The sequence below is a fragment of the Microbacterium sp. OVT16B genome (genome assembly GCF_019969705.1).
Taxonomy (GTDB): domain Bacteria; phylum Actinomycetota; class Actinomycetes; order Actinomycetales; family Microbacteriaceae; genus Microbacterium; species Microbacterium natoriense.
On sequence record NZ_JAHXZA010000001.1, the window covers coordinates 1207231 to 1225637 of the forward strand.

Genomic DNA, 18407 nt, shown 5'->3' on the forward strand with positions numbered 1-18407 from the left:
TACCGCCCGTCATCGCTCAGGGGGCCACGACGGTCGCGGAGCGGATGCTGGACACGGGGAGTGTGCGCTCCACGTCGGCAGCCCGATCGCGTCCCCGCAGGCGGCCGCCTCCGAGGCCCGTGGCCTCCAGGAGGAGATCCCTGGTCGAGCCGTCCGGCATGCCGACGGTCACCTGGAGCACCGCTCTGGCCCGCACGGCGGCCTCCAGCTCGCGATCCAGCCATGCGGCATCCGCGTCAGGGCCCTGTCGGGTCCGCAGCGCGGCGATGAGGATCGAATGGTCCGGCCGCTCCGGCGTCGAGGCCTCGACGAGCGGATAGCGGTCGCCGGTGAGCACGGTCCCGTGCTCGTCGACCGGGGTCGCGGGGTAGCGGGCATCGGTGAGCGCCCAGTAGACGGTGTCTCGCCCGACGCGTGTGGTGAGTGAGTCGACGTGCTTCGCGAGGGCGAGCGGTCGCAGGCCCTGATCGATCGCCATCGCCTGGATGAGGGTCTGGTCGTCGCTCTCGATCCGGGTGCGGCCCGTCTCGGGATCCGTCGACACCCTGACCAGACCGTGGCGCTGTGCCGTCTGTGCCACGAGGTAGCGCAGCGGCTGTGGGATGCCGGTGAGCGAGAGGTCTTCGAGGAAGCCGATGATCGACTCCTCCGTCTCGCCGCTGACGAGGGCCCGAGCGATGGACTCGCCGGTGAACCGGTAGGAGGAGGCCTGCGCGGCGGACTCGCGGGCCGCGATGGCACGCAGCCTCACGTCGAGCGCGGGGGCGAGCGGGCCGGGTGAGATGGCCGTGAGGTCGTTCTGCAGGAAGATGCGGTCGACCTCGGCCGGAAGCAGCTCGGCGAGTGCGGTCGCGTCGGGGGCGAGGCCGGCGCGCACGGGCTCGGCCCACACCGGCTCGGTGCCGTCGTCGGCGATCAGCCCGAGCAGCCGGGCGCGCTCGCCCAATGCGGCGCTGCGCTCGGGCCAGCCGGCGTCCCAGGGATGCGCGAACGTCCACGACGCCGGAGTCAGGTACCCGCCTGCAGGGGTGTGGATGCCGCGGGGCAGCGTGCTCAGGAAGCCCGAGACCAGGTCGCTCCAGCGGGCGGCCGCCGACGAGCGCAGCCACTCCTCTGCGGTCGTGGTGGCGCGAAGTCGCCTGTCGTCCGCCAGAGCCAGCCGCGCATCGACCGCCAGGGCGACCAGGGGGTCGACGGCGTCGGCGGGGATGCCGTTCTCCGCCAGCTGCTTCCTCTCACCCGCGCTGATGCCCCCGCCCGAGAGGAGCCCGAGGGGGTTCTCTCTCGCCAGGAGCAGCAGATCGGCGACGGCGGCGACGGTCGTGAAGGCGCGCTCGGCGGCATGCGCGGACGCGGCCTGATCGGATGGTGAGAGTGCTGTCTCGGGTACCGGAGCGGGAGCGGGGCGGTCCAGGACGGCGGAGGCGACCGGGGCGAACGGCGTGCCGTCAGGGCGAAGCAGCGCGAGGGCGGTCAGGGTCTCGCGCTCGGCGCCCGCGTCTCCGCCGTGCGCCGCGTGCGCGAGGGCGGAGGCCTCCGCGGCGGTCAGCTGCGGCAGGATGCGCGAGAGCGATCCTGCGTCGAGCAGCGCCTCGGCGGCGTCGAAGAAGTCCTGCCAGCCGGCATCCGTCCGCACGCCGCGCGCACGGAACAGCGTCTCCAGCTCGTCGTCGCTCGCCGCGGCCAGCCATTCGGCCAGTGGTCGGGCGTGCGCGCTCATGTCCGCCTCAGGGCCGCGATGCCGCGCGACCCTTCCGGATGAAGCTCATCACCAGCAGGACGATGATCAGCACGAACGCGACCGGGAGGCCCCAGTAGGGGATCGCGGCGATGAACGGCCAGGCGCCGCCGCCGAAGTCGTCTTGCTTCATGCCGACCGCCGTGCCGATGATGATGGCGAAGAAGCAGATCACGGATGCCGCGGCGATGCCCAGCGCGGTGAACGCCAGGAGGCGATCGACCGGGCGGACCTCGGGTTCGGGATTCTGCGCGCTCATCCTTCTCAGCCTACTGCGTCGCCGACCGGTAGGCTTGAGGGGGCCGCCCGAGGGCGTGCCTTCTTTCCGTACGATTCAGCGAGGTTTCCCCATGCCCACCGGCAAGGTCAGGTTCTACGACGAAGACAAGGGTTTCGGCTTCATCGCCTCCGATGACGGCCAGGACGTCTTCCTGCACGCATCATCCATGCCCGCGGGCACGGTCGTGAAGGCGGGTGCTCGCGTGGAGTTCGGGGTCGCCGACGGCAAGCGCGGACTCCAGGCTCTCTCCGTGCGCGTGCTCGAGGCTCCGCCGAGTCTCGCCAAGGCGAAGCGCAAGCCCGCCGACGACATGGCCATCATCATCGAGGACCTCGTGAAGCTGCTCGACGGCATGGGCGGAGACCTCCGCCGTGGCCGCTACCCCTCCTCCTCGCACGGGCGCAAGATCGCCGCCGTGCTCCGCAAGGTCGCTGATGACCTCGAAGCCTGACGCCGACCAGCGTCTCCTCGACGCCCACGATCTCGCGCTGAACGCTCTGCGCGAGATCACTCCGGCGTCGTCCATCGGGCCCGCAGCGGGCTACCTTCCCGAAGAGGACGGCTCGGTGTCGCTGCGGTTCGAGAACCGTCTTCCCGGATACCCCGGCTGGTACTGGACCGTCACGGTCGACCGGGTCGACGACGAAGAGCCCACCGTGCTCGAGGTGGAACTGCTCCCCGGTGACGGCGCGCTGCTCGCGCCGGAATGGGTGCCGTGGGCCGAGCGCCTCGCCGAGTACCGCGCGCACCAGGTCGAACTCGCCGAGCAGGCCGCCGCTGCGGCGGTCGACGCGGATGGCGACATCGTCGACGCCGAGGAGCTCGAGGACGCCGACGACGAGGATGCTGACGATGACATCGACGACATCGATGAGGACGAGCTGATCGAGGAGACGCGTGTCCTGCACGCGGGCGACCTCGACGGCGTCGACATCGACGAGCTCGACGACTCCGTCGATGACGACGATGAGTCGGATGACGATGACGACGACTCGGATGATGACGAGTCCGACGACGATGACGACGACTCGGATGACGACGAGTCCGACGACGATGACGACGATGAGTCGGATGACGACGATGACGACGATGAGTCGGATGACGATGACGAAGACGAGTCTGACGACGATGTGACCGACTCCGAGGGCCGAGGGTCCGACGAAGAGGAGTGATCTCCGTCAGGAGCATGTAGAAGGGGGCCGCGTGAACACGCGGCCCCCTTCTTCTTTCGTCTCAGGCGGCGCTCAGGCGCTCTGGTGCTCCAGCACGTAGTCCAGGGCGCGGGTCAGCTGACGCACGTCGTCGGGCTCGATGGACACGAAGGTGGCCACGCGGAGCTGGTTGCGCCCCAGCTTGCGGTACGGCTCGGTGTCGACGATGCCGTTCGCCCGCAGGGTCTTCGCGATCGCGGCGGCGTCGATGCTCTCGTCGAAGTCGATCGTGACGACGACGGGGGAGCGGTGCGCGGGGTCGGTTACGAACGGAGTCGCCACCGGCGTCGCCTCGGCCCAGTCGTAGAGCACACCGGACGACTCCGCCGTGCGGGCGGCGGCCCAGGACAGCCCGCCGTTCGCGAGGATCCAGCGGAGCTGGCTGTCGAGCAGATGCAGAGTCGTGAGCGCGGGGGTGTTCAGCGTCTGGTTGAGGCGGGAGTTGTCCACCGCGTTCTTCAGGCTGAGGAACTCGGGGATGTAGCGGTCGGATGCCGCGATCCGCTCGATCCGCTCGATCGCGGCGGGAGAGACCGCGGCGAACCAGAGACCGCCGTCGGAGCCGAGGTTCTTCTGCGGCGCGAAGTAGTAGACGTCGGCCTGCGCGGCGTCGAAGTCGATGCCGCCGGCCGCGCTGGTCGCATCGATCACGGTGAGAGCGCCCTCTGCGGCGACGCGCTCGATCGGGGCGGCGACGCCCGTGGAGGTCTCGTTGTGGGGCCAGGCGTAGACGTCGACCCCGTCGACGACCTCGGCGGCCGAGCGGGAGCCGGGCGCCGACGTGCGCACGTCTGGGGCCTCCAGCCAGGGGGCCGCAGCGGCCGCGGCGAACTTGCCGCCGAACTCGCCGAACACCAGGTTCTGGCTGCGACGCTCGATCAGGCCGAAGGCCGCGGCATCCCAGAACGCCGTGGATCCGCCGTTGCCGACGATGATCTCGTAGCCCTCGGGAAGGCGGAACAGCGCGGCCAGCTGCTCGCGCACGTTGCCGACGAGGTTCTTCACCGGCGCCTGGCGGTGCGAGGTGCCCAGCAGTCCTGCTCCGGCGGCGAGCAGCGCGTCGAGCTGCTCGGGGCGCACCTTTGAGGGGCCGCATCCGAAGCGGCCGTCAGCGGGCAGGAGGTCTCGGGGAATCTCGATCGCCATGGGTCGATTCTAGGGTGCGCGCTCTCCGGGGTTTCGCCGCATGACGCCTCGATGTCCCCGCGGGAATGTAGGCTTGCCTAAGAAGACCCGGAGGGCCAGATGACGGACTTGATCGACACCACGGAGATGTATCTCCGCACCATCCTCGAACTCGAGGAGGAGAACATCGTGCCGCTGCGCGCTCGCATCTCCGAGCGTCTGGGGCACTCGGGCCCCACGGTCTCGCAGACGGTCGGGCGCATGGAGCGCGACGGTCTCGTCGTCGTCTCCGAGGACCGCACCCTCGAGCTCACCGAATCCGGACGCCGCAAGGCGGTCGACGTGATGCGCAAGCACCGTCTCGCCGAGCGCCTGCTCTCCGACGTGATCGGCCTCGACTGGGCCTACGTGCACGAAGAGGCCTGCCGCTGGGAGCACGTGATGAGCGAGCAGGTCGAGCGCCGCCTGGTCGAGCTGCTCGGCCACCCGACGGAGTCGCCGTACGGCAACCCGATCCCCGGACTGGACCAGCTCGGAGACGTCCCCGCCCGCACGTTCGACGAGGGCGTGATCGGTCTCGTGCAGAAGCTCAACGCGGCAGGGGAGCCCATCAAGGGCACGGTGCGTCGTCTCGCCGAGCCCGCTCAGGTCGACCCCGAGCTCCTCGAACAGCTCAGGGATGCGGGCGTCGTGCCCGGCGCCGAGGGCGACTACCGCTTCAACGAGGGCTACGTGCTGATCCAGATGGACGGCAAGGACGAGGGGCTCGAGCTCCCCGTCGAGCTCGCGTCGCACATCTTCCTCGTCGGCGAGCCCAGCTGACCCCGTCGGCGGATCACCGCTGACCCCGCCCGGGGGATTAACAGGTTCTCGGGGTGACACGACCGTTATCTTCCGGTAACCTCGGACAGGTCGTCAGCGAAGAAGCCCGTTGACGGTTACCCGCGAGGATCGCCTTCCAGGCTCGTCGTCTTCACGGTAGGAACGCACAAAGTACCCCGAGCTACATTCGTGCCACGAGAACAGAGTGCCGACGAGCCAGCGCTACCCGAAGCGTGCAGGCGCAGGAGGATTACGTTTTGGCCGCAGACATCGAACCGCCCCTGAAGACAATCGAAGACCGCGCAGTCGCCCGTCGTGGCGATGCTCGCGGCCCGGCCCGCAAGGTCGTCAAGCCGCTCCGTTCGGTCGTGATCTTCGGAGCGGTCGGCGCTCTGGTGGCGGCTGTCGCCCTTCCTGCGTACGCATCGTCGAAGCCCGCCGACACCGCGGCCACCCTGCAGCAGCTCGCGGCGGAGGATGCGCAGTCGCTCGTCGTCGCGTCCGTGGCCACGTCGGCTCCTCTCGAGCACGGCAGCTTCACCGCCACCACGCCGGAAGAGATCGCGAAGAAGAAGGCTGAGGAAGAGGCTGCTGCCCGTGCGGCGGCAGCGGCGAAGACCGCCTCGGTCGCCACAGGCGTCGATCTCAGCAAGTACGCACTGGTCTCCCCGGGATCGGGTGAGGTGCGCTATCCGCTTCCGCAGGGCTCCTACACGGTGAGCCGCACCCTCGGCGGCGCGCACAACGGGGCCGACATGTGCGCCCCCGCGATGACGCCGATCTACGCGGCGGCCGCCGGCGTCGTGCGCGTGTCCTCCGAGAACTACTACGGCTACGGCGTCGGCATCGTCATCGACAGCGTCGTGGGCGGTCAGCGTCTCGAGACCACCTACGGGCACATGACCTACGGCACTCGCCAGGTCGAGGTCGGCGCGACGGTCGCAGCCGGGCAGCTCATCGGGTTCGTCGGCAGCACGGGGCGATCGACCGCGAACCACCTCCACTTCGAGGTCAAGGTGAGCGGAACCCTGCAGGAGCCGATCGGCTGGCTCGCCGCCAACGCCGGCTGATCCACGGCATCCATCGCTGACACGCCTTCGGGCGTTCACCCTCTGTTTCGCCCTGCACCCCGTGGAATGGGTTAGCCTGAACCCGTTGTCGCACTGACGGGAGAGGCTGATGGAACGAATACCGAGCATCCGCACCATGGATGCCCTCGGTCGTCACGTCCTTCAGCATCGGCCGCAGGGATGCCACGGTGTTGCCGTGCGCGAAAGGCGCTGTCTGTAGACAGCGCCTTTTTTCATCCCCGCGTCCACTCGATCATCGTGCGGCTCGTGTGAGTCGAGAGTGCCGGGAAGCCGTCCCGGCGGATCGAGAGGATGATGATGCGCACACTTGTCTTGAACGCCGGATACGAGCCTCTGGCCATCGTGTCCTTCAAGAGAGCCCTGGTCCTTGTCATGAACGACAAGGCCACGGTGATCGAGAGGGTGGACGACGATCCCGTCTGGGGGAGCCACGGCGTCTACGATCGACCGGCGGTCATCATCCTGTCGCGCTATGTGCGCGTCCCGCTCAGCAGGCGCGCGCCGGTGACGAGACGGGGCGTGCTGCGCCGGGACAACCACCGGTGCGGTTACTGCGGCAAGGCGGCGTCCACGATCGACCATGTCCTCCCTCGTTCCCGTGGCGGTGCGGACTCCTGGGAGAACCTCGTCGCCTGCTGCCTGCGCTGCAACAACGTGAAGAGCAACCGCACGCCGCAGGAGATGCACTGGGAGCTGCGGTTCACGCCGCGCCCTCCGCACGGCACGTCGTGGACGGTCCGGGGCTCCGAGCGCAGCGACCCGCGCTGGGAGCCGTACCTCGCCCTCGCCGCGTAAAGGGTGCTACGACGGTTCCCGTAGAATCGTCGTAGGCCCTCGTAGCTCAGCAGGATAGAGCAGCCCTCTCCTAAAGGGCAGGTCGCAGGTTCGAATCCTGTCGAGGGCACCACGACGACGCAACAAGACGGCGCAGCGCGTCAGCCGACCGCCGCCCGCAGGACCGCCGCGAAGGTGGCGTCGAGCACGGACCTGGCGCGGCCGGCGGCCCATCCGCTCTCCGTTCCGATGCGGTACTCGATCAGGGTGAGCGCATCGCTGTCGGTTCCGTGTCCGATGCTGGTCTGGTGCAGCGAGAGCACGTCCACCTGGATGCCGCCGCTCGCCAGCGCGGCGACGAGGCTCTCCACGGGGCCCACCCGATCCGTGCGGTGCGCGATGTCGACGCCGTCGATGCGCAGCGCGATCTCGGTCTGCCCGTCGTCCACGCGGTAGTGCACGAGCTCCGGCGTCTCCGCCGCGCCGCGGTCGACGTAGCTCTCCGTGAACAGGGCCCAAAGCTCTTCCGGGGAGAACTCGGCTCCTGCGGCATCCGCCTGCGCCTGCACCCGGCGAGCGAAGTCGATCTGGAGTCGCCGGGGGAGCTCGACTCCGTACCCGGTCTCCAGCAGGTAGGCGATCCCGCCCTTGCCCGACTGCGAGTTCACGCGGATCACGGCGTCATAGCCGCGTCCGAGATCGGCCGGGTCGATCGGCAGGTAGGGCACGCGCCAGGCGAGATCCTTCTCGGCCACGCCCTCGTGTGCCGCGCGGGCACGGTGCTCGGCGAGGCCCTTCCTGATCGCGTCCTGATGCGTGCCGCTGAACGCCGTGTGCACGAGATCGCCGACGTAGGGATGCCGCGCGTGCACCTCGATGCCGTTGGAGTGCTCGACCGTGCGGCGGATCTCGTCGATGTCGGAGAAGTCGATCATGGGATCGACGCCCTGCGCGTGCAGGTTGAGAGCGAGAGTGGCGATGTCGACGTTGCCCGTGCGCTCACCGTTGCCGAAGATGCATCCTTCGACCCGTTGGGCGCCGGCGAGCACGGCGAGCTCGGCGCAGGCGATTCCGGTGCCGCGGTCGTTGTGCGGGTGCACCGAGAGGATGACGCCGTCGCGCCTCGCGAGGTTGCGGTGCATGTACTCGATCTGGTCGGCGTAGACGTTCGGCGAGGCGATCTCGACGGTCGCGGGCAGGTTCAGGATGACGGGCCGCTCCGGCGTCGCGTCCCAGAGCGTGGTCATGGCGTCGCAGATGTCGAGCACGTAGTCGGGCTCGGTCAGGTTGAAGACCTCGGGCGAGAACTCGAAGCGCACGTTCGAGTGGTCTCCGGCGAGTGACAGCACATCGCGTCCGGCGTCCAGAATCAGTTCTTTGAGGTCGGCACGGGATCGGCCGAGCACGACGTCGCGCCAGGTGGGTGCGGTCGCGGTGTAGACGTGGATGACGACAGGGTTGCGGATGCCGTCGACCGAGGCCACGGTGCGCTCGATGAGGTCGGTCCTGGCTGCGGTGAACACGACGATCGTGACGTCCTCAGGGGCCAGGTCGGTCTCGGCGAGGAGCCGGACGAAGTCGAAATCGGTCTGCGAGGCGGAGGGGTAGCCGACCTCGATCTCCTTGTAGCCCATCGCGACCATGAGCTCGAAGAAGCGACGCTTGCGGGCCGGGTCCATCGGCTCGGCGAGGGCCTGATTCCCGTCGCGCAGGTCGACGGGCACCCACAGCGGGGCGACGGTGAGCCGGCGCGTCGGCCAGCTCCGCTCGGCGAGGGGGAGCAGGACGCGGTCGTGGACGGGGAGGTAGCGGTGCGACGGCATCTGCGAGCCGCGCTGGCGGTTCCAGTGCGGTGCGTCGGCGGGAACCGGCCCTGATGGCGTGGACAGAGTGGGGAACGTGCGGGAGGTCATGCCTGAAGAACGTAGCAACTCCTCAGACAAGTTGACAAGTTATACTCGGGGCATGGCACAGATCCAGCGCACTCCGCTCGCCGATCAGGCGGCGGATCTCCTCCTCGACCGCATCCGCTCCGGCGAGTGGCAGCTCGGGCAGAAGCTCCCGGGAGAGACGACGCTCGCGCCCCAGCTGGGCGTGGGGCGGTCAACGGTCCGCGAGGCCATCCGTCAGCTCGCAGGGCGAGGAGTGCTCGCGACCCGTCAGGGCGCCGGCGTCTTCGTGACAGCGCTCGATGCGCCGGAGGACTGGGATGCCGTGCTGCGCCGGGCGGACATCGTCAGCGTGATCGAGGCGAGGATCGCGATCGAGTCCGAGGCGGCGTCGCTCGCGGCCTCCCGCCGCACCGCGGCGGATGTGCGTGCGATCCGGCGGGCTCTCGACCACCGCGGCGCCGCGGTCTCCAGCATCGAGGAGCACGTCGACGCCGACACGGCCTTCCACCGCACGATCATGGCCGCGGCGCACAACCCGATCCTGCTCGACCTGTTCGACGGCCTGACTCCGCGACTGCGTCAGACGATGGTCGAGATGCTGCGGATCCGTGTGGATTTCGGGGGAGCGGAGGACCACGAGCGGCATGTCCGTCTCGCCGCCACCGTGATCGATCGCGACGCGGACGCCGCCGCCGCGGAGAGCCGCAGCCACCTGATCGCGCTGAAGGCGGCGCTCGCGTGACCGTCGACGTGCTGCGGCTCGACGGGGTGACCTTCCGACGCAACGGGAAGGAGATCCTGCACGGCATCGACCTCCGAGTCGGGGCCGGGGAGCACTGGGCGCTGCTCGGTCCGAACGGTGCGGGAAAGAGCACGATCCTCGGGTTCTGCGGGGCGCAGACCCACCCCACTTCAGGAACGGTCGACGTTCTCGGCCGACGACTGGGGCGCGTCGACATGCAGGAGCTGCGCCGTCACATCGGCCACGTGAACCCTCGGCATCCGATCCGCTCCGACCTGACCGTCGTCGACGTCGTGCTCACCGGGTTCACCGGCACGATCGAGAAGATGATGCGCTGGGCGCCGAGCGACGCCGAGCGCGCGCGGGCGTACGAGCTCATCGCGCTGGTGGGCCTCGACGACCGTGCGGACGCCGAGTGGCCCACGATGTCGCAGGGCGAACGCGGACGCTCGCTCATCGCGCGCGCGCTCGCGGCGTCACCCGCCCTGCTCCTGCTCGACGAGCCCACCACGGGGCTCGACGTCGCGGCGCGGGAGCAGCTGCTGGAGACGGTCGACGACCTCTCCCGCAGCGAGCCGGAGGTCGCATCGGTCCTGGTCACCCATCACCTCGAGGAGCTCCCGGAGAGCACGACGCACGCCATGGTGATCGCCGACGGCCGTGTACTGGCCGCCGGCGCCACCGCCGACGTCGTCACCTCCGAGACGATCAGCGAGGCGTTCCGGCATCCGATCGACGTCGCTCACGACGAAGGGCGCTGGAGCGCCAGGGCGCGCAAGCGCCTCGTCGTCTGATTCAGTCCTGCCCCCTGCGCCACAGGGCAGACGGCCACCAGATGCGTCGGCCGATGTCGTACGCCAGGGCGGGGACCAGCAGGGAGCGGACGACGAAGGTGTCGAGCAGGACGCCGAAGGCGACGATGAACGCCAGCTGCACGAGGAACAGGATCGGGATCACGGAGAGCGCGGCGAAGGTCGCTGCCAGCACGAGTCCCGCCGAGGTGATCACGCCTCCCGTGATCGAGAGTCCTCGGAGGATGCCGTCGCGGGTGCCGTGCCGTCGGGACTCCTCGCGGACCCTCGTCATCAGGAAGATGTTGTAGTCGATGCCGAGGGCGACGAGGAAGACGAATCCGAAGAGCGGAACGGCGGGGTCGGCGCCGGGGAAGCGGAAGATCCCGTCGAAGACCAGCGCGGAGACGCCGAGGGCGGTGCCGAACGAGAGCACGGTGGTGAGGATGAGCAGCACCGGAGCGAGTATCGACCGCAGCAGCAGCATGAGGATCAGCATGATCACCACGAGCACCACCGGGATGATCAGGTTGCGATCGTGGATCGAGGCGTCATTCGTGTCCACCGACGTCGCGGTGACGCCTCCGACGAGGGCGCCGAGCGGATCGAGCTCGGTGCGCAGATCGCGCACCGTGGATGCCGCGGCATCCGAATCGGCCGCGTCGGTGAGCGTCGCCTGAAGGAGGACGTCCCCGTCGACCAGCGTCGGCGAGGGGATCGGCGTCCCCGGCGCGCCGACGGCTCCGATGCCGTCTGCGGTGACCGGCGCCGTCCCGCTCGGCGAGTCGGCCGCGGTCACCGAGACACCGTCGATGCCGTCGTTCGCGAGCAGTGCATCGGCGGCATCCTGCAGGCGATCCTCCGGCACGACCACGTAGACGGGGCTGCCGGAGCCGCCGGGGAAGTGCTCGCCGAGGGCGGACTGGCCGTCCCGCGCCTCGGACGACCCCAGCACCAGGTCGGATTGCGGCACACCGGTGGCGTTCAACTGCGTGAGGCCTGCGGCGCCGATGAGCAGCAGCGCGGTCGTCGCGATCCAGATCGTGCGGGGGCGCCGGCTGATCATCCGTGCGACGCCGGCCCAGAGGCCGGTCGTGGGGCGGCCGTCCTCGGCGGCGACGGCCTCAGGGTCGAACACGGGGCGGCGCGGCCAGAAGACGGCGCGACCGCACAGCATGAGCAGGGCGGGCAGCAGGGTCAGAGCGGCGAGCATGGCGAACACGATGCCGATGGCGGCGACCGGTCCGAGAGTGCTGTTGGACTTCAGGTCGCTGAGCAGCAGGCACAGGAGTCCGGCGATCACGGTGCCGCCGGAGGCGACGATCGGCTCGAACGATCCCTTCCACGCCGCGGCGAGGGCGGCGCCCTTGTCGTGGGTGCCCCGAAGCTCCTCGCGGAATCGGGAGACCAGGAGCAGGGCGTAGTCGGTCGCCGCGCCGATGACGAGGATGAACAGGATGCCCTGGGTCTGACCGCTCAGCAGCAGCACGCCGGTCTTCGCGAGCCACCACACCACGAGGAGCGCCACGCAGAGGGCGAACAGGCTGGTCGACAGCACGACCACGGGCAGAAGCAGCGAGCGGTACACGAGCACGAGGATGATCAGCACGGCCAGCAGAGCGACGCCGAGGAGGAGGCCGTCGATCCCGGCGAAGCCCGCGACGAGATCGGCGCTGAAGCCCGCGGGGCCGGTGATGTAGACGGTCACGCCCTCCGGAGCCGCCGAACGGAGGTGATCGGCGAGCGCGGACACGGCGTCGCCGAGTTCCGCGTCGCTGCTGATCGGGATGAAGGCCTGGGCCGCCTTCCCGTCATCGGAGGTCAGCGCGGGCGACACCTCGTCGGCGACGCCCTCCACCTCGGTCGCCGAGCTCACGGCATCCGAGATGGCCGTCACGTCTCCGTCGGACAGCGTGCCGTCGGCGACGAACACGGCGATCGCCGGGATCGAGTCGCTGTCGGTGAACTCGCCGAGCAGCTTCTGCACCTGGGTGGCATCGGCGGATTCGGGGAGGTACGCGGTGCGGTCGTTCGACGAGACCTCATCGATCTTGCCGAACAGCGGGCCGCCGAGTCCCGCGCCCGCGAGCCACACGAGGATCAGCGCTGCGGGGAGGATGGCGCGCAGCCAGGCGCGGTGCCGAGGGCGCGCGCGGCGCGCGGTGTCGGGGGCGCGGTCTGGTCGGGACATCGGGTTCCTCTCGGGAGGGGCGGTCAGGAGTTCCAGGCGAGGATGAGGATCATCGTCGCGAGGAATCCGGCTATGTAGTTCATGACGATGAATCGACGCCACGCCGTGTTGGTGCGTGCGGAGGTCTCATCCGTCACGCTCCACCAGGGCAGGGCGTTGACGATGTAGGGGAGGGCGAGCACGGCGCCGAGGGGCGCCGGCCAGTGGGTGAAGAGCATGGCGATGCCGGCGACGAACCACAGGATCACAGCCATCCGCACGGTGGCGCGGGCGCCGATCACGGTCGCGATCGACGAGATGCCGGCTGAGCGATCGGGGCCGACGTCCTGCACGGCGCCGAAGGCGTGTGCGGCGGCGCCCCAGAGGAAGAACGCGAGCAGCACGAGAACCGTGCCGAGGGTGATGTCGGCGCCCGCGAGGGTGAGACCGACCACGGCGGGGGAGACGAAGTGGATGCTGGAGGTCGCCGAGTCGAGGAAGGGGCGCTCCTTGAACCGCAGCCCCGGAGCGGAGTAGGCGATGACGGCGAACATGCTCACCCCCAGAGCGATCCACGACACGGGAGATCCGACGACGGCGAGCCAGACCAGGAACGGGAGGTTCGTGACGACAGCGGCCCAGAGCGTCCAGCGGTGCAGCCGAGGCGGCAGCAGCGCCCCCTCGATTCCCCCCTTGCGAGGGTTCGCGAGATCGGAGGCGTAGTCGAAGACGTCGTTGATGCCGTACATGGCGAGGTTGTACGGGATGAGGAAGTACACGAAGCCCACGATCGCCGTCGCGTCGAGCTCTCTCGTCGTGAGCAGGTACGCGGCGCCGAAGGGGAAGGCGGTGTTGATCCAGCTCACCGGCCGCGATGACAGCAGCACCAGAGCGGCGTCGCGCACCGCGGAACGGGGGGATGCCGGGGCGGTCATGTGCTCTCCTCCTCGGCTCGTGCCCGACGGCCCCGCAGGAACTCCCACAGAGCGGGGAGCAGGAGCGCGCCGGCGAGCGGATACGCGAAGTCCTCGACGGGGGCGAGACCCACGCTCACGCCGAGGAGCTGCGCCGCGTCGTAGTGGAAGAGCCCCGCCCCGATCATGAGGTTGTCGAAGGCCGCTGTGAGGACGAAGAGGACGAGCGCCGTCAGGGCCATCGCGCCGACGTGGGCGCGGCGACGCCTCCCGGAGAGGAGGGTGAGCAGCGCGGCCAGCGCGGCGGCGATGCCGACGAACCAGAGCGCGAGTGACAGGTAGGCGGTCATGACGCCTCCTCTCTTCGCGTGCTGCGCCCCCGACGGGAGAGGATCCGTGCGGCACCCGTGTAGGCGATCATGATGCACTGCACGAGGAAGAGGAGGAACACCGGCTCCTCGATCGGCATCTCCGGGGCGAGCACCAGGCCGGTCGCGATCGTCGCGTCGCCGCGCAGGAAGAGGCCGGTCGCGATCCCGGCTGCGTCCCAGGCGAGGAAGAACGCCGCGCCGACGACCGTCACGACGAGCGCGGACAGCGGATCGCGCCAGAAGAACAGCCGATAGCGCCGGTCCACCAGGACCAGGCATCCCGCCGACACGAGGAGTGCGCCGAGGTAGATCAGGCCCGTCATCGCCCGGCCTCCCTGGAGGCGGCGACCGGGTCCGTCGCCAGCGGCCCGCTGGATCGGTCGCCCCTGACCCGCTTGAGGACGATCTCCGCGCTGATCAGGCACATCGGCACTCCGACGCCGGGTGACGTCGTGGCGCCGGCGTAGAAGAGGCCGCGGACGCGACGCGACGCGTTCCCCGCGCGGAACATCGCACTCTGCGAGAGCGTGTGCGCGGGCCCGAGCATCCCTCCGCGCCACGAGTGGAAGTCGTCGCGGAAGTCGGCGGGTCCCGTCGTCTCGCGCACCACGATGCGCTCGCGCAGGTCGTCGATTCCCGCCCAGGTGGCGACCAGGTCGATGGCGGCATCCGCGGCCCGTTCGACCGCGGCGGAACCGGTGCCGTCCGGTCCGCCGTGCCCGATCTCGACGTCCGCGGGGACGGGCACCAGGATGAAGAGGTTCTCGTGCCCCTCCGGCGCGACCTCGACGTCCGTCGCGCTCGGGCGGCAGACGTACACGGATGCCGGAGAGGGGATCGAGGGGTGCGGGCCGAAGATCGCATCGAAGTTGGCATCCCAGTCGTCCGTGAAGAAGAGCGAGTGATGGGGGAGCTGAGGCAGTGCGCCGCGGACGCCCAGCATCACGAGCACCGCACCGGGGCCGCTCGTGCGGCGCTGCCACCATCGCTCGGGATAGGAACGCAGCGCCGGGGGAAGCAGACGGGTCTCGGTGTGGTGCAGATCGGCGGTCGAGACGACGACATCAGCGCGCTCGACGTGCTGCGCGCCGTGCTCGTCGACCCACTGCACGCCGGTGGCTCTGGCGCCCCGGCGCTCGCCGGAGGTGAGGATCGCCGTGACCTCCGCGCCCGTGCGCGTCTCCGCACCCGCCTCGGACGCCAGCGCGGCGATCCTCTCGGCGACACGGTGGAACCCGCCCTGCGGGTACAGCACCCCGTCGTCGAGATCGAGGGCGCTCATCAGGTGGTACATCGCCGGCGCGGTTCGCGGATCGGTTCCGAGGAACACCGCCGGATACCCGAGGATCTGCCGCAGCACCGGATGCCGGAAGCGACGCGCCGCGAACGACTGGAGCCGGGTCAGGAGGAGGGGGACCAGGCGCGGCGCCGCGCGGAGCACCTCGGGGTGCGTCATCCAGGAGGCGCCCGTGAAGGGGTTGTAGAGGAAGTGCTTCTCCGCCATCGCCCCCGCGTGCACGGCGGAGTCGAGGTAGGAGCTCAGGGCCGCCCCCGCGCCGGGCTCCATGGTCTCGAACAGGTGCATGGTCGCGGCGCGGCCCGCGGTGACGGTCACCGCGCCATCCGGGTGCGTCACAGGGTCCGTGAACACGCGATACGCGGGGTCCAGGGCGACGAGGTCGAGTTGCTCTGCGCTGCTCGTCCCCATCATCCGGAAGAAGTGCTCGAACACCTGCGGCATGAGATACCACGACGGGCCGGTGTCGAAGCGGAAGCCCTCGCGTTCCAGCGATCCGGCGCGGCCGCCGAGAGCGCCGTTCTTCTCGAGGATCAGAACCTCATGCCCGTCCTTCGCGAGCAGCGCCGCGGTGGCGAGTCCGGCGACACCCGCGCCGATGACGACGATGCGGCTCACGAGGCGCGCTCCAGACGGGTCCGCAGCGTCGCACGGACCGCGAGCCAGATCTTGAGCGCATCGGGGACCCGCACGCGGCGCCGGTACAGCTCGGCCGTCGGCGTCGTCGCCACCCGGTCCGCGAGCGCGGCGAACAGGTCGTGGGCGCTTCGAACGGCGGAGCGGCAGTCTCGGGGCAGCAGCGGCATCACCGCGCGGGCGTCGGCGAGCTGCGCGCGCACCGTGGCGACCCACCTGTCGCGGTCCGTGTCCGTCAGGCGGTGCTCTCCTGCGAGGTAGCCGCGATGAAGGCGCGTGGTGTCATCGGCGAGGTCCCGCAGGAAGTTGACGTTCTGGAACGCGGCGCCGAGCTGCCGTGCGCCGTGCTCGAGTGCCGCGAGCTCCTGCTCCGTCCGCGACTCCGCCCGGAGGAAGATCCGCAGGCACATCAGCCCCACGACCTCCGCGGAGCCGTACACGTAGCGTTCGTGAGCCCCCGCGTCGTAGGCGACCAGGGCATCGGAGCCGGAGTCGGCGGCGATGTCGGCGGCCATCGACTCGAAGAACGGCCGGGTGAGATCCTCGCCGATGCCGGACGCCCGCGCGGTGCGGGCGAAGGCATGGAGCACGAGGTTGGTGCTGTAGCCGTCGCGCAGGGCGCGGTGGGTCTCGTCGACGTAGGACGACAGCGCGGCGCGCTGCCCCTCGGCATCGAGCCCCGCCTCCGCGGCGACCCCGTCGACGATCTCATCCGCCACGCGCACCATGGCGTACACGTTGCGCACGTGCCGACGGTGGCGCGTGCCGAGGAGCCGCGTCGCCAGGCCGAACGACGAGGAGTACGCCGTGATGACGTCGGCGGACGTCGCCTCCGCCGCTCGGGTGAACCTGTCGAGGGAGCTCACCTCGACGGCGTCGCCGCGGGTCATGACCGTCTCCCCTCGACGCGGTCGACGAGGTGTGCGACGCGATCGACCGCGGTCGGCGGCAGCGCTCCCGATCGCTCCGCGGTCGACAGGAGCGCGCGAGCCGTCGCGATCTCCTCGTCCACCAGCCGCTGCACGAACTCCTCGGCGCCGCAGGCACGGAGGAGGTCGCGCACGTCCGCCTCCTCACCCGGCTGAAGATCGGGGGAGCCGAAGAGCGGAGCGATGCGCGGCCATGTGCTCGTCGTGCGCGCGAAGGCGATGATCGCGGTCACCTTGCCCTCGCGGAGGTCGGAGCGCGGGTCCTTGCCGTGCTCGGCCGCCTCTCCGAAGGCCGAGAGCAGATCGTCCTGCAGCTGATACGCCAGACCGAGGGGGCGACCGATGTCGACGAGTGCGGCCTCGGCATCCTCCGACGCGCCGGCCAGGATGGCGCCGCAGCGCAGGGGGAGCTCGAAGGAGTACGCCGCCGTCTTGTCGGCCGTCATCGCGAGGATGGTCTCGAGGTCGGGCGGGATGATCCCGTCGGCGAGGCCGACGTCGCGGTGCTCGCCCGCGACGGTCTCGGTGACGGTGCGGTCGATCACGTCCAGCAGACGGTCCCGCACGCGGGAGGCGAGGTCGGCTCTGGCCGCGCCGAGGAGAGCGGATGCGAGGAGCAGGTCCCCCATCAGGAGGGCGCTGCTCCGGGCCCAGTGGAGTCGTGCCTCTTCGTCGATCCGTGGGTGCGCCTCGGTGCTGAGCGCGCCGATGAGGTTGGTCGTTCCGCGCCGGAGGACGTCGCCGTCGATGATGTCGTCGTGCAGGAGGAACGCGAAGTGGATCTGCTCGACCAGCGCGGCGATCTCCAGCACGGTCGGCGGCAGCGGATCGGACTCGGCGTCATCGGAGAACGCGTGATGGATCTCGACGAGGAGCCGTGGGCGCAGCAGCTTTCCGCCCACCGCCTTCTCGGCGGTGAGCTCCCACAGGCGGGAGAACTCCGGTCCGTAGCGTCGGGCATCGGGCATGCGCTGGTCGAGCTGGCGGCGCAGTGCCTCTTCGATGGGGATCCGGAGGTCGGCCCCCAGGGCGAGGGCGTTCATGAGGCGCCGATCGGCCGGAGCAGCGGAAGGTGACCGAGCTGCGGCAGCTGCTCCCGCAGCCACGGGCTGAAAGCGAACGGCGCCGACGCGACGGCAGTGGCGAGAGCAGCGGGATCGACCCATGCCCATTCCATGACCTCGGCCGGATCCGGGGACACGGTGCCGTCGATCGTCGCGACATGCACGGGGCAGATCTCGTTCTCGACGATGCCGCTCGCGTCGACCGCACGGTAGCGGTACTCGGGCAGAGCGAGCTCGACGGCGGAGAGTCCGATTCCGAGCTCTGCGAGAGCGTGTCGGTGCACGGCATCCGACATGTCCTCCTGCGGTTGGGGGTGACCGCAGAAGCTGTTGGTCCACACGCCGGGCCACGTGCGCTTCGTGAGGGCGCGCCGGGTGACGAGGAGGTGGCCCGCATCGTCGAAGACGTAGCAGGAGAAGGCCAGGTGGAGGGGAGTGTCGGTGCTGTGCACGCTCTCCTTCGGCATCGTGCCGATGGGGGAGCCGTCTTCAGCGAGAAGCGTGACCTCGACCATCGTCCTCCTCATTTCGCTAGCTTGGCTAATAGTCAACTTAGCATG

19 protein-coding genes and 1 tRNA gene are annotated in these 18407 nt (G+C 69.9%); 8 read left to right on the top strand and 12 right to left on the bottom strand.

What is annotated here, in order from left to right:
* Positions 1-16: 16 nt before the first annotated feature.
* On the bottom strand, positions 17-1720 hold the full coding sequence (locus LC438_RS05655) for a helicase-associated domain-containing protein (RefSeq protein ID WP_223586063.1): 1704 nt from the start codon (positions 1718-1720) through the stop codon (positions 17-19).
* A gap of 7 nt (positions 1721-1727) precedes the next feature.
* Complete coding sequence (locus tag LC438_RS05660) at positions 1728-1997, bottom strand: multidrug ABC transporter ATPase (RefSeq protein WP_105675640.1); 270 nt, start codon at positions 1995-1997, stop codon at positions 1728-1730.
* Between the two features lie 91 nt (positions 1998-2088).
* On the opposite strand from LC438_RS05660, the gene LC438_RS05665 reads away from it, so the two are divergent.
* Complete coding sequence (locus LC438_RS05665) at positions 2089-2469, top strand: cold-shock protein (RefSeq protein ID WP_105675642.1); 381 nt, start codon at positions 2089-2091, stop codon at positions 2467-2469.
* A complete protein-coding gene (locus tag LC438_RS05670; protein WP_223586064.1) occupies positions 2453-3190 on the top strand; it encodes a DUF3027 domain-containing protein in 738 nt (245 codons plus the stop codon). The genes LC438_RS05665 and LC438_RS05670 overlap by 17 nt, the downstream gene beginning before the upstream one ends.
* A 72-nt stretch (positions 3191-3262) precedes the next feature.
* On the opposite strand, the gene serC is transcribed toward LC438_RS05670, so the two are convergent.
* Positions 3263-4375 (bottom strand): phosphoserine transaminase, encoded by a 1113-nt coding sequence (serC, locus tag LC438_RS05675; RefSeq protein WP_223586065.1) that lies wholly within the window; start codon positions 4373-4375, stop codon positions 3263-3265.
* A 99-nt stretch (positions 4376-4474) separates the two neighbouring features.
* On the opposite strand from serC, the gene LC438_RS05680 reads away from it, so the two are divergent.
* The 4 genes from LC438_RS05680 to LC438_RS05695 all read left to right on the top strand — a co-directional run bounded on the left by LC438_RS05680 (position 4475) and on the right by LC438_RS05695 (position 7174).
* The gene (locus tag LC438_RS05680; protein WP_105675648.1) at positions 4475-5176 is read left to right on the top strand and encodes a metal-dependent transcriptional regulator; all 702 of its coding nucleotides are present in this window, start codon (positions 4475-4477) and stop codon (positions 5174-5176) included.
* A 257-nt stretch (positions 5177-5433) separates the two neighbouring features.
* Complete coding sequence (locus LC438_RS18470; protein WP_105675650.1) at positions 5434-6246, top strand: M23 family metallopeptidase; 813 nt, start codon at positions 5434-5436, stop codon at positions 6244-6246.
* Positions 6247-6564: 318 nt separating this feature from the next.
* Positions 6565-7062 carry an HNH endonuclease gene (locus tag LC438_RS05690; protein WP_105675652.1) on the top strand — a complete coding sequence of 166 codons (498 nt, stop codon included), beginning with the start codon at positions 6565-6567 and terminating at the stop codon, positions 7060-7062.
* A 35-nt stretch (positions 7063-7097) separates the two neighbouring features.
* Positions 7098-7174: transfer RNA gene (locus LC438_RS05695), tRNA-Arg, on the top strand.
* 28 nt (positions 7175-7202) lie between these two features.
* Here LC438_RS05695 and LC438_RS05700 read toward each other — a convergent pair.
* On the bottom strand, positions 7203-8954 hold the full coding sequence (locus tag LC438_RS05700; protein WP_223586066.1) for a 2-isopropylmalate synthase: 1752 nt from the start codon (positions 8952-8954) through the stop codon (positions 7203-7205).
* Between the two features lie 52 nt (positions 8955-9006).
* On the opposite strand from LC438_RS05700, the gene LC438_RS05705 reads away from it, so the two are divergent.
* Positions 9007-9675, top strand: coding sequence for a FadR/GntR family transcriptional regulator (locus tag LC438_RS05705; RefSeq protein WP_105675656.1), 669 nt, complete (start codon positions 9007-9009; stop codon positions 9673-9675).
* Positions 9672-10469, top strand: a complete 798-nt coding sequence (locus tag LC438_RS05710) for an ABC transporter ATP-binding protein (RefSeq protein WP_223586067.1) — start codon at positions 9672-9674, stop codon at positions 10467-10469. The genes LC438_RS05705 and LC438_RS05710 overlap by 4 nt, the downstream gene beginning before the upstream one ends.
* 1 nt (position 10470) lies before the next feature.
* Here LC438_RS05710 and LC438_RS05715 read toward each other — a convergent pair whose 3' ends face one another.
* Genes LC438_RS05715 through idi form a run of 8 tightly spaced genes read right to left on the bottom strand, consistent with a single transcriptional unit; the run spans position 10471 to position 18362 of the window.
* Entirely contained in the window at positions 10471-12657 is a 2187-nt protein-coding gene (locus tag LC438_RS05715; protein WP_223586068.1) for an MMPL family transporter, read from the bottom strand.
* Between the two features lie 23 nt (positions 12658-12680).
* Positions 12681-13571 (bottom strand): prenyltransferase, encoded by an 891-nt coding sequence (locus LC438_RS05720; RefSeq protein WP_223586069.1) that lies wholly within the window; start codon positions 13569-13571, stop codon positions 12681-12683.
* Positions 13568-13900 (bottom strand): lycopene cyclase domain-containing protein, encoded by a 333-nt coding sequence (locus LC438_RS05725; protein ID WP_223586070.1) that lies wholly within the window; start codon positions 13898-13900, stop codon positions 13568-13570. The genes LC438_RS05720 and LC438_RS05725 overlap by 4 nt, the downstream gene beginning before the upstream one ends.
* On the bottom strand, positions 13897-14244 hold the full coding sequence (locus LC438_RS05730) for a lycopene cyclase domain-containing protein (RefSeq protein ID WP_223586071.1): 348 nt from the start codon (positions 14242-14244) through the stop codon (positions 13897-13899). The genes LC438_RS05725 and LC438_RS05730 overlap by 4 nt, the downstream gene beginning before the upstream one ends.
* Complete coding sequence (gene crtI / locus LC438_RS05735) at positions 14241-15836, bottom strand: phytoene desaturase family protein (RefSeq protein ID WP_223586072.1); 1596 nt, start codon at positions 15834-15836, stop codon at positions 14241-14243. The genes LC438_RS05730 and crtI overlap by 4 nt, the downstream gene beginning before the upstream one ends.
* Positions 15833-16744 (bottom strand): squalene/phytoene synthase family protein, encoded by a 912-nt coding sequence (locus LC438_RS05740; RefSeq protein ID WP_105675669.1) that lies wholly within the window; start codon positions 16742-16744, stop codon positions 15833-15835. Before LC438_RS05740 ends, crtI begins: the two co-directional genes overlap by 4 nt.
* Entirely contained in the window at positions 16741-17826 is a 1086-nt protein-coding gene (locus LC438_RS05745; RefSeq protein ID WP_223586073.1) for a polyprenyl synthetase family protein, read from the bottom strand. Before LC438_RS05745 ends, LC438_RS05740 begins: the two co-directional genes overlap by 4 nt.
* Complete coding sequence (gene idi, locus LC438_RS05750; protein WP_105675673.1) at positions 17823-18362, bottom strand: isopentenyl-diphosphate Delta-isomerase; 540 nt, start codon at positions 18360-18362, stop codon at positions 17823-17825. Before idi ends, LC438_RS05745 begins: the two co-directional genes overlap by 4 nt.
* Positions 18363-18407: the final 45 nt, after the last annotated feature.